The organism is Microbispora sitophila, assembly GCF_014892245.1.
GTDB lineage: Bacteria > Actinomycetota > Actinomycetes > Streptosporangiales > Streptosporangiaceae > Microbispora > Microbispora siamensis.
On the sequence record NZ_JADBGC010000020.1, the window covers coordinates 171,768 to 182,373 of the forward strand.

At 70.5% G+C, this 10,606-nt stretch carries 11 protein-coding genes; 6 read left to right on the forward strand and 5 right to left on the reverse strand.

Annotation, left to right across the window (positions count from 1 at the left end; genetic code table 11):
- Positions 1 to 27 precede the first annotated feature (27 nt).
- Both IL992_RS32215 and IL992_RS32220 read right to left on the reverse strand, forming a co-directional pair.
- Positions 28 to 702, reverse strand: coding sequence for a response regulator (locus IL992_RS32215; protein WP_079316019.1), 675 nt, complete (start codon positions 700 to 702; stop codon positions 28 to 30).
- Positions 699 to 2,357, reverse strand: a complete 1,659-nt coding sequence (locus IL992_RS32220; RefSeq protein ID WP_193207089.1) for a sensor histidine kinase — start codon at positions 2,355 to 2,357, stop codon at positions 699 to 701. Before IL992_RS32220 ends, IL992_RS32215 begins: the two co-directional genes overlap by 4 nt.
- 168 nt (positions 2,358 to 2,525) lie before the next feature.
- Here IL992_RS32220 and IL992_RS32225 point away from each other — a divergent pair, with 168 nt between their 5' ends.
- Genes IL992_RS32225 through IL992_RS32235 form a run of 3 tightly spaced genes read left to right on the forward strand, consistent with a single transcriptional unit; the run spans position 2,526 to position 5,253 of the window.
- Complete coding sequence (locus IL992_RS32225; RefSeq protein ID WP_319018963.1) at positions 2,526 to 3,338, forward strand: ABC transporter ATP-binding protein; 813 nt, start codon at positions 2,526 to 2,528, stop codon at positions 3,336 to 3,338.
- Complete coding sequence (locus IL992_RS32230; protein WP_319018964.1) at positions 3,328 to 4,200, forward strand: ABC transporter permease; 873 nt, start codon at positions 3,328 to 3,330, stop codon at positions 4,198 to 4,200. Before IL992_RS32225 ends, IL992_RS32230 begins: the two co-directional genes overlap by 11 nt.
- A 12-nt stretch (positions 4,201 to 4,212) precedes the next feature.
- Positions 4,213 to 5,253: an ABC transporter substrate-binding protein gene (locus tag IL992_RS32235; protein ID WP_193207091.1), complete on the forward strand. Its 1,041-nt coding sequence runs from the start codon at positions 4,213 to 4,215 to the stop codon at positions 5,251 to 5,253.
- A 62-nt stretch (positions 5,254 to 5,315) separates the two neighbouring features.
- Here the strand turns inward: IL992_RS32235 and IL992_RS32240 are convergent, their stop codons facing one another.
- Together IL992_RS32240 and IL992_RS32245 are read right to left on the reverse strand one after the other, a co-directional pair.
- The gene (locus tag IL992_RS32240) at positions 5,316 to 5,936 is read right to left on the reverse strand and encodes a hypothetical protein (RefSeq protein ID WP_193207092.1); all 621 of its coding nucleotides are present in this window, start codon (positions 5,934 to 5,936) and stop codon (positions 5,316 to 5,318) included.
- Between the two features lie 205 nt (positions 5,937 to 6,141).
- Entirely contained in the window at positions 6,142 to 6,804 is a 663-nt protein-coding gene (locus tag IL992_RS32245; protein WP_193207093.1) for an FHA domain-containing protein, read from the reverse strand.
- Between the two features lie 181 nt (positions 6,805 to 6,985).
- On the opposite strand from IL992_RS32245, the gene IL992_RS32250 reads away from it, so the two are divergent.
- From IL992_RS32250 to IL992_RS32260, 3 genes are all read left to right on the forward strand, one after another.
- Positions 6,986 to 8,107, forward strand: coding sequence for a citrate/2-methylcitrate synthase (locus IL992_RS32250; protein ID WP_193207094.1), 1,122 nt, complete (start codon positions 6,986 to 6,988; stop codon positions 8,105 to 8,107).
- A gap of 48 nt (positions 8,108 to 8,155) precedes the next feature.
- A complete protein-coding gene (locus IL992_RS32255; RefSeq protein ID WP_193207095.1) occupies positions 8,156 to 8,440 on the forward strand; it encodes a DUF3017 domain-containing protein in 285 nt (94 codons plus the stop codon).
- A gap of 107 nt (positions 8,441 to 8,547) precedes the next feature.
- Positions 8,548 to 9,765, forward strand: a complete 1,218-nt coding sequence (locus IL992_RS32260; protein WP_193207096.1) for an NADP-dependent isocitrate dehydrogenase — start codon at positions 8,548 to 8,550, stop codon at positions 9,763 to 9,765.
- Between the two features lie 143 nt (positions 9,766 to 9,908).
- Here the strand turns inward: IL992_RS32260 and IL992_RS32265 are convergent, their stop codons facing one another.
- A complete protein-coding gene (locus tag IL992_RS32265; protein WP_193207097.1) occupies positions 9,909 to 10,460 on the reverse strand; it encodes a hypothetical protein in 552 nt (183 codons plus the stop codon).
- Positions 10,461 to 10,606 lie beyond the last annotated feature (146 nt).

Here is a 10,606-nt window from a genome sequence, read left to right on the forward strand (position 1 = left end):
CTGCCGAGCCCGTCGGACTGGGGCAGGCTACTGCGCCGGCGGCTCAGGAAGCCGGTAAAGGTGTTCGGGCCGGCCGGTGGTTCCGTACCTGAGCCCGACGGTCAGCCGTCCGTCGGCGGCGAGGTCGGACAGGTAACGCTGGGCGGTGGCCCGGGACAGCCCGAGCCGGGCGGCGAGGTCCGCTGAGGTCACCGGCCCTCCGGCGGCGCGCAGGGCGTCGATGACGAGCTGCGCGGTGTGGCTCGACCGGCCCTTCCTGACCGCGGCGTCGACCCGGTCGCCCTCGTGCAGCATCCGGACCGCGCGGTCGATCTCGGCCTGGCTCAGCGACGCGGCGCCGCCCAGCCGCCGGTGGAACCGCTCGTACGCGCGGAGCCGCTCGGCGAGGTCACCCTCGGTGAAGGGCTTCACCAGGTAGTTGACCACCCCACGGCCGAGCGCCTCGCGGACGACCCCCGCCTCGGCGGCGGCGGTCAGCATGATCACGTGCCCGCCGAGGTCCGGGACGATCGAGGTTCCGGGCGCGTCCGGAAGGTACTGGTCGAGCAGCACGAGGTGGGGTCGCAGCCGCCCGGCGAGCGCGACGGCCTCGGCGGCGGTGTGGGCGATGCCCGCCACCTCGAACCCCGGCACCCGGCCGACATAGCGCGCGTGGAGGTTGGCGACGCGGAAGTCGTCGTCGACGACGAGAACCCGGATCACGGCGCCCCCACGCACCCGGTGGACGGGGCTCCGGACAGGTGAGGCGCGGGCTCGACCGCGCCGGGGATCCGCGCGACGAAGACCGCCCCGCAGTCGGCGCCGGAGGGCCGGGTCAGGGCGAGGTCGCCGCCGTGCCTGCGGGCGACGCGCCGGGCGAGCGCGAGCCCGACGCCGTGCGGGCGGGCGTCGTCGGCGCTGGTGGTGAAGTCCTGGTCGAACAGCCGGTCGCAGGACTCTGGCGGGACGCCGTCGCCGCTGTCGACGACGACGAGGTGCAGGATGCCGGCTTCGGCCAGCAGCGACACCTCGACCCAGGCGGGCCTGCGGGTGCCGGAGCGCGCCGCGCTGATCGCGTTGTCCACCAGGTTGCCCAGGACCGTGACCATGTCGAGCGGGCAGGTGAGCGGACCGGGCAGGAACGAGTCCTGGCTGAGCCGCAGGTCGACCGCGCACTCGGAGGCCACCGCCGTCTTCGCGGCCAGCAGCCCGCGGACGTACGGGTCGCGCAGCCGCCCGCCGTCGCCGTACTCCGTCGCGAGGGGATCGTCGGCGAGCTCGCGGAGGTAGGCCGCGGCCTCGTCGCGATGCCCCAGACTGAGCAGGCCGGACAACGTGTGCAGCCGGTTGGTGTACTCGTGGGCCTGCGCGCGCAGCGCGTCCGACAGCGCGCGCACCACGTCGAGCTCGCGGGTCATCTCGTCCAGGTCGGTGCGGTCCCGCAGCGTGACCACGTGGCCGAGGTCGTGCTGCCCGCGCCGCACCGGCCCGGCCGTGGCGACCAGCATCCTGTCCTCGGTGGCGAGGAGCACCCCGCGGACCGTGCGGCGCTCGGCCAGGAGCGTGCGTACGCCGGCCGGCAGGCCCGCGTCGCCGACCGCGGTGCCCGGATCCGGCATGCCGCCGAGGAGCCGCGCGGCGGCGTCGTTGCAGATCGTGATCCGCCCGGCCGCGTCCACCGCCAGCACGCCCTCGTCGATGCCGTGCAGTACGGCTTCGCGCTCCCGGAGCAGGTCGGCGAGATCGGAGGGCTCCAGCCCCAGCGTCTGCCGCTTGAGGCGGCGTGCGAGGCCGGCGGAGGCGGCCAGGCCGAGCAGCAGCGCGAGACCGGTGAACCCGGCCGCGCCCCGCAGCAGGTCGCCGACCCTCCTGGACACCTCACCGGCCGCGATCCCCACGCTGACCTGGCCGGCCACCCGCCCGGCGCCGTCCAGCACGGGCACCTTGCCGCGCGCCGACAGGCCGAGCGTGCCGCGCTCGAAGGTGACGACGTCTCGGCCGGCGAGCGCCTCCGGCTCGGTGCTCACCCGATGCCCGATCCTCGCGGGGTCCGGGTGGGAGTACCTGATGCCCTGGTCGTCGGCCACCACCACGAACAGCACCCCGGTACGGCGGCGTACCTCTTCGGCCCGCCGCTGCACCTGCGGGCCGGGTGAGTGGGCGGCCACCGCGCGTATCACGACGTCGTCGGCGGCGACGGCGCGCGCCACGGCGAGCGCGCGCTGCTCGTACTGGCGCTCGAGTTCCGCGTGCAGCAGGTACGCCACCAGCGCGAAGCCGAGACCGATGATCAACAGGAGGACCGCGACCTGCACGAGCAGCGCTTGGGTCGCGAAACGGGGGTGCGGACGCGGCCTAGGAGGGTCGGCCCAGGGCATGCCCAGCACGATACCCGCCGGGTCTCGTCACACAAGGGTGAGCAGAAAGCGCAGAACGCGAAGTATGCGCATTACCCGAACAAGTGGCACAAGCCTGGTCGGCCTCTTCGCCCCGGCCTACGGTCCCGGAGAGCTTTCGCACAACGGTTTTCCTGAAGGAGTGAACTCGTGGCCGAATCACCACCCGCGATCGAGTTGCGGGGTGTGACGAAACGTTTCCGTTCCCGCGACGGCGCGGCCCACACCGCGACCCGCGACATGTCCTTCACCGTACGCCAAGGGGAGTTCGTCAGCGTGGTCGGGCCGACGGGATGCGGCAAGTCCACCAGTCTGTCGATGATCTCGGGGCTGGCCCCGGCCGGCGAGGGCGAGGTCCTGGTCCACGGCCGCCCGGTGACCGGCATACCCGACCGGCTCGGGTACATGTTCCAGCAGGACGCCGTGCTCCCGTGGCGTACGGTCCTCGACAACGTCGCCGCGGGCCCGCGGTACCGCGGCGCGCCCAAGCGGGCCGCGCGTGAGCAGGCCGCGGACTGGGTCGCGCGGGTCGGGCTCGCGGGCTTCGAGCGGTACTACCCGCACCAGCTCTCCGGGGGCATGCGCAAGCGGGTCGCGCTCGCCCAGACGCTGATCAACGAGCCGTCGATCCTGCTGATGGACGAGCCGTTCGGCGCGCTCGACGTGCAGACCCGAGAGCACATGCAGGACCTGCTGCTCGAACTGTGGTCCGGCACCGGCGCGGCGGTCGTCTTCGTCACCCACGACCTGACCGAGGCCATCGCCCTCGCCGACACCGTGGTCGTCATGACGGCGGCGCCCGCGACGGTCAAGGACGTCGTCCGCGTCGACCTCGCCCGGCCGCGCCGGGTGGAGGAAATCCGGCTGGAGGATGCCTTCCTCGACGTCTACCGGCGGGTCTGGGACTCGCTGCGCGAAGAGGTCGAGATCACCCGGGCGAGAGGAGCCCGCCGTGCCGCCTGAGACCGTGGCCGCCGCCCCGCCCCCGGTCGAGGACGCGCAGGCGTCGGCCCCCGCCCGCCGCCGCCGGTTCCCGGCACCGAAGATCACGGTCACCCGGGTCCTGCTCGTGGTGCTGTGGCTGGGCAGCTGGGAGGTCGCCACCGCCGGCTGGCTCGACCCGTTCTACTACTCCCGGCCCAGCGCGATCTGGGGCCGGCTCGTCGACTGGTTCACCAAGGGAACGGCCTTCGGTTCGATCTGGGAGCAGATCGGGGTCACGCTGGAGGAGGCCGTCCTCGGATTCGCGGCCGGATCGCTCGCCGGGATCGTGCTGGGCGTGCTCCTCGGCCGGGGCCGGTTCATCGCCGAGGTGTGTGCCCCGTTCATCAAGGCCGCGAACGCGATCCCGCGCATCGTCCTCGCCTCGCTGTTCGTGATCTGGTTCGGCCTGGGCATGTCGTCCAAGGTCGCCACGGCCGTCGTGCTGGTGTTCTTCGCGGTGTTCTTCAACGCCTTCCAGGGCGCCCGCGAGGTGGACAGGACGCTGGTCGACAACGCCCGCGTCCTCGGCGCGAACCCCCGGCAGATCCTCACCTCGATCGTGCTGCCGAGCGCCACGTCGTGGATCCTCGCAAGCCTGCACGTCGCCTTCGGCTTCGCGCTGATCGGGGCGATCGTCGGCGAGTACACCGGCGCGGACAAGGGCCTCGGCCTGCTGATCAACCACGCCCAGGGCACGTTCGACGCCGCGGGCATCTACGCCGGAATGATCATCATCACGGTCGTCGCCCTGCTCGCCGAGTGGCTGCTCACCCTCCTCGAACGCCGGCTGCTCGCCTGGCGCCCCCCGTCGTCCTCCGCCGCCGCCGACGCGCAGATCTGATCGGAGCCCCCCATGAACGCGTTGCCCCGCCTCGTCACCGTCACCGCCACCGGCCTCGCCCTGGCGCTCTGTCTCACCGGCTGCCGCGACTCGCGCGCCGGCGCGGGGCAGCCGGGCGGAACGCCGACCGTGAAGATCATGGTCGGCGGCATCGACAAGGTCATCTATCTGCCCGCCAAGCTCACCGAGCAGCTCGGATACTTCAAGGCCGAGGGACTCGACGTCCAACTGCTGTCCGAACCGTCCGGCGCCCAGGCCGAGAACGTGCTCGTGGCGGGCGATGTGCAGGGCGTCGTCGGGTTCTACGACCACACCATCGACCTGCAGACCAAGGGCAAGTGCATCCAGAGCGTGGTCCAGTTCGCCGATGTGCCCGGCGAGGTCGAACTGGTGGCGGCGGGCAAGGCCGGTGAGATCACCTCGCCCGCCGACTTCAAGGGCAGGCGCCTGGGCATCACCAGCCCGGGCTCCTCGACGGACTTCCTGACCCAGGCCCTGGCCGTACGGAACGGGGTGCGGGTCGAGGACTTCACCCGGGTGAAGGCCGGAGCCGGCCCCACTTTCATCTCCGCCCTGGACAACGGCGGCATCGACGGCGGCATGACCACCGACCCCACGGCGGCCCGGCTGACCACCACGGGCAAGGCCAAGGTGATCGTCGACATGCGGACGGAGGAGGGGACGAAAGCCGCCCTGGGTGGCCTCTACCCGGCCAGCTCGCTCTACATGGACTGCGCCTGGGTCAAGGCGAACAAACCCGTCGTGCGGAAGCTGGCCGGCGCCTTCGTCAAGACGCTGCGGTTCATCAACGACCACTCGGCCGAGGAGATCGCGGCGAAGATGCCCGCCGAGTACGCCGGGGACGACGCGAAGCTGTACGTCAAGGCCATCGGCGACACCAAGACCATCTTCACGAAGGACGGGGTCATGCCCGCCGACGGCGCCAGGAACGTGCTGGAGGTGCTCGGCTCCTTCTCGCCCAACGTCAAGGGCAGGAAGGACACGATCGACCTCGGCGCCACCTACACCACGGAGTTCGTCAGCGGCGGGTGAACCCCGTCCTTCCCGGCCTTCCCGTCCTTCCCGGCCTTCCCGGCCTTCCCGGCCTCCCCGGCCTACGCGCAGACGCCGGGGAGGTCGCAGAGCTTGGCGGCCATCGTCCGGGCGTCCTTGATCAGCGGGCGGAACTGGGACAACGGAAGGCTCTTGGTCACCATGCCGGTCCTGACGTAGACCGCCACCGCGCTCCCCTTGCGGACGATGACGGAGCGGGAGCGGTTCTCGAAGAAGAAGCCGCCGATCCGGAGGGCCTCGTCGCCGACATCGGTGCTCTTCCACGTGTACGCGTGACGGTTCGGGCCCCTGCCTCCCGTGCCGCACCTGGCCAGGTCGGCGCGTACGGACTTCATCGCCGCCTTCGCCGCCTTCGCCGCCTGCTCCGACGGGTAGACCACGACCTGCTCGCTGCGGTAGACGGTCTCGGCCACGTAGGTGAACGTACGGCTCGCGCTGCGGCCGTCGCGGGCGGTCCTGCGGTCGCACGGGTTCACCTCAAGGGGCTTGCTCAGGCTGTCGGTGAGCTTCATGTGCTCCCACGGCCTGTGCGGGCCGTCCACCTTGGCCTCGTCCAGCAGGAAGCCCTTGGGCAGCGTCGCCGGAGCCGCCGCCATCGCCTGACCCGCGCCGATAGCCGTCACCGCCGCGGCCGCCGCCAGAGAAACCAGAACCTTACGCATCGATGCGCCCCTTATGAGTCGGTTGTCATTACGTTCGACGGGGCCTTCGCCGATTTTGTTCACCACCGGAAGGACGAGGGCCCTGACGTCCCGGGCACACGAGGGCGGACCCGCGGCCGTACGCCGGCGTGGGCCGTTCGGAACGCTCCACTGGCCGCCGGGGGTGAGACGGCTTCCGCCCCCCGGCGGACGGTGTGCCGCTGGGTCAGGACGCCCGGCGGCCCGCGCTTGTGCGTGGCTGCGGCTGCGGTTCCGGCTCGGCCGGTCCGGTCGCCCGCTGCGGCGGCACGACCGGCGTGGGCCGCACCAGGCCGAGGGCGACGACCTCGTTGGCGAGCCGGGTGCGCCGGTTGGTGCCCTCCGGGATGCGGAATTTCTGGTAAAGCCGCAGCAGATGCTGCTTGACCGCCGCCTCGGTCACCACGAGGTCGTCGGCGATCTCCCGGGCCGTCGCGGGCGCCACGAACGCCTCGTCGGACAGCGCGGGACGGCACAGCGAGGTGAGGACGTCGACCTCCCGGCGGGTGAGCTCCGGCGCGGCGGCGCGGCGCAGCTCGACCTCGGGGGCGATGTCCTCCCGCGGGATACCGCCGACCCGGGCCCGGGCGGCCCCGAAGGAGACGACGTCGCCGTCGTCCAGCACCCTCCTGGCGATCGGCCTGCCGTTCACCCGTGTGCCGTTGCGGGACAGGCCCAGGTCCACGACGTACAGGTAGGGCCCGCGACGGACGAATTCGGCGTGCAGCCGTGACACGCTCGGATCCGTCAGCCGGACGTCAACGCCTCGGCCGCGGCCGATCGTGGTGACGTCGGGGCGCAGCGGCACCACCTCGCCGCTGTCCTCGATCCGTATGAACGGCCCCTCCACGGCAGTTCCTCCCCAGGTAGCCCGCCGTTACTTTCCCTATAGCTGCGGCTTACCCACCCGTGGCGAGGGGGAATCGCCTTTGCCACGAGCAGAATCAATCCTGGAATTGGTCTGGACCTTTGAGGGGCGGTTTACCTGCTCACGGGTAGACTTCGGGCGGAGATAAGCGGAGGAAACCCTTATGGCGGACAAGCCCACCAAAGGCCTCGCCGATGTCGTCGCCGCGTCCACAGCGCTCAGCGACATCGACGGCAAGGCCGGCCGTCTCTTCTATCGGGGATACGACATCCACGACCTGGCCGGCCACGCCACCTTCGAAGAGGTGGCCCACCTGCTCCAGCGTGGCACGCTGCCGACCCGCGGGCAGCTCGCGGACTACGGCGCGGAGCTGGCCGAAGGCCGCACCCTGGGTGCGCTCGTCGAGAGCAACGTCTCAGAGATCGCCGGGAAGCAGGCGCCCATGGAGGCGCTGCGCACCTTGGTCTCGCTGGCCGGGGCCGACGACCCGGACAAGGACTCCAACGCCGCCGACGCCAACCGCCGCAAGGCCGCCAGGCTCACGGCCCAGCAGCCGATCCTCGTCGCCCGCTATCACGCGGCCAGGACGGGAGCGGACATCCCGGAGCCCGATCCCGAGCTGAGCACCGCCGCGAACTTCCTGCTGCAGATCACCGGCCGCCGCCCCGAGCGGCGCGAGGTCGAGATCTTCGACACCTGCCTGGTGCTGCACGCCGACCACACGATGAACGCCTCCACCTTCGCCGCCCGCGTCTGCGCCGCGACGCTGTCCGACATGCACTCGGCGATCGTCGCCGCCATCGGCACGCTCAAGGGCCCCCTCCACGGTGGGGCGAACGAGCAGGTCATGCGTACGCTGGAAGCGCTGGACCCACGCGGCGTCGCGCAGGCCGTACGGGACAAGCTGGCGGCGGGCGAGAAGATCATGGGATTCGGGCACCGCGTCTACAAGACCGAGGACCCCCGGGCGACCCACCTGAGGCGGATGTCGCAGGAGCTGGCCGAGGCCTCGGGTGACGACACCTACTACCGGATGTCGCGGGAGATGGAGGAGGTCGTCTTCGCGGACAAGCACCTGTACCCGAACGTGGACTTCTACGCCGCGACCGTCTACCACTACCTCGGCATCCCGACGGACCTGTTCACGCCCGTGTTCTCGGTCAGCCGCATGTCCGGATGGACCGCCCACGTGATCGAGCAGCACGCCGACAACCGGCTGATCCGGCCGGACAGCGAGTACATCGGCGAGCGCGACCAGAAGTGGGTGCCCATCGACGAACGGTGACAGTGAGGAATGCGCGCCGAGGACCGCAGTGGCAGGCATGGGAGAGACGTGAGAACGAGCGAGAGCACGGCCTGGGGGCCGTACCTGCTGGTGGCGGCGGGTGCGGCCGCCGGGCTGTGCGCGATCGGCCTGGGTGTGCCGGTGCCCGCGGGCGGTGCGATCATGGGGTGCGGCTTCCTCGCCGGATCCCTGGCCCGGGTGACGGTCTCGGAACGGCGAGCGGGCGCGCTCGCGGTGCGCAGCAAACGGATGGACGCGCTCACGCTGGCGGCGTTCGGCGCGGCGCTCGTCATCGGCTCGCTGCTCATGCTGCTGCGGCTGCACGACTCGTAGGGACACGACCTCGTCGCGGACTTACCACACCCGTCCGATAGCCTCAACGGCCAGTGAGCCTCAAAAAGGACGTGCTGGCCAGTTAGTTCAGAAGGGGAACCCCACGCATGCCCAAGATCAAGGTAGCGGGCCCGGTCGTCGAGCTCGACGGCGACGAGATGACCCGGATCATCTGGCAGTTCATCAAGGACCAGCTGATCCTTCCCTACCTCGACGTCGACCTGAAGTACTACGACCTCGGCATTGAGCACCGCGACGCCACCGACGACCAGGTCACGATCGACGCCGCCAACGCCATCAAGCAGTACGGCGTGGGCGTGAAGTGCGCGACGATCACGCCGGACGAGGCCCGCGTCGAGGAGTTCGGCCTGAAGAAGATGTGGAAGTCCCCGAACGGGACGATCCGCAACATCCTCGGCGGTGTCATCTTCCGCGAGCCGATCATCATGTCGAACATCCCTCGGCTCGTGCCCGGCTGGACCAAGCCGATCGTCGTCGGCCGTCACGCCTTCGGCGACCAGTACCGCGCCACCGACCTGAAGATTCCGGGCGAGGGCACGCTGACGCTGACGTTCACGCCCAAGGACGGCAGCGAGCCGATCGAGCTCAACGTCTTCGACTTCCCCGGCGCCGGCGTCGCCCTGGCGATGTACAACCTGGACGAGTCGATCCGCGACTTCGCCCGCGCCTCCATGCGGTACGGCCTCAACCGCGGCTACCCGGTCTACCTGTCGACCAAGAACACGATCCTCAAGGCGTACGACGGCCGGTTCAAGGACATCTTCGCCGAGGTCTACGAGACCGAGTTCAAGGCCGACTTCGAGGCCGCCGGAATCACCTACGAGCACCGCCTGATCGACGACATGGTGGCCGCCTCCCTGAAGTGGGAGGGCGGGTACGTCTGGGCCTGCAAGAACTACGACGGCGACGTCCAGTCGGACACGGTGGCGCAGGGCTTCGGCTCGCTCGGCCTCATGACCAGCGTGCTCATGACCCCCGACGGCCGTACGGTCGAGGCCGAGGCGGCGCACGGCACGGTGACCCGGCACTACCGCCAGCACCAGCAGGGCAAGCCGACCTCCACCAACCCGATCGCCTCGATCTTCGCGTGGACCCGCGGTCTGCAGCACCGCGGCAAGCTCGACAACCAGCCCGAGGTCATCGACTTCGCCGAGAAGCTGGAGCGGGTCTGCGTCGAGACCGTCGAGGGTGGCCAGATGACCAAGGACCTCGCGCTCCTGGTCGGCGGCGACGCCGAGTGGCTGACCACGCAGGACTTCCTCGCGGCGCTCGACGAGAACCTCAAGAAGAAGATGGCGCTGTAACGAGAAGCGGCCTCTGCCTGCGGTTCCACCGGCAGGCAGAGGCCGCTGTGGCTCTCCGGGCCGTCTGCGGGCCGTCAAGCGTCCCGGACGGCCCGGCCGCGGCACTGCCGGCGCATCGGGATCAGGCAGGGCTGGACGATCGCTCAGAACGAGACCGTGGCGTACTGGTAGTAGCTGTCGCCGTTCTCATCGTCGTAATGTTTCCGTCCCGTCATGATCTCGCCGGCGCCCGCCTTCGACTCGTGACCGCTCTCCCTGTACCGCGACGTCCAGCGCCGGTTGATCAGCTGTACGGGCTTGCCCTGCCAGGTGAGCAGCGCGAAGTAGGTCGTGGTGACGCCGTTTTCGTCCCCGTCGTGCCTCCGGCCGACCATGCCGTTGCTTTCCGGCGCCTCGAACCACGAGTAGGGCTCCTTCCGGGGATCCGCGTACGGGCTCGCCGACACGGAGACCTGTACGCCGTTGATGTAGATCCGGCCGCACCAGTACGTGGTCCAGCCGTTCTCGTCCCCGTCGTGCGCCCGACCGGTGATCACCTCGCCGGCGGGGCAGAAGAACTTGCTGTCCTTCTCCCTCATACTCGCGGAGTACCCCGCGACGATCTGAACGACCGGTGCCGCGGCCGCGGGAGCCGCGGGGGCCAGGGTCAGGGCCAGAACGGCGGACACCGCGGCGGCAAGCGCCTTTCTGTTCATGTCACGTCCCTAAGATCGATTGTCTGGAGTGAGTCGCTCTGGATTCCCGGGGCGACGGGGTGTGGCTGATGTCTGTCTGCTGCGGTTGTGGCTTCGAAGGAATGGCCGCCTCGTCGCCCTGGACGCCTTGGCCGCTCATTGAGATC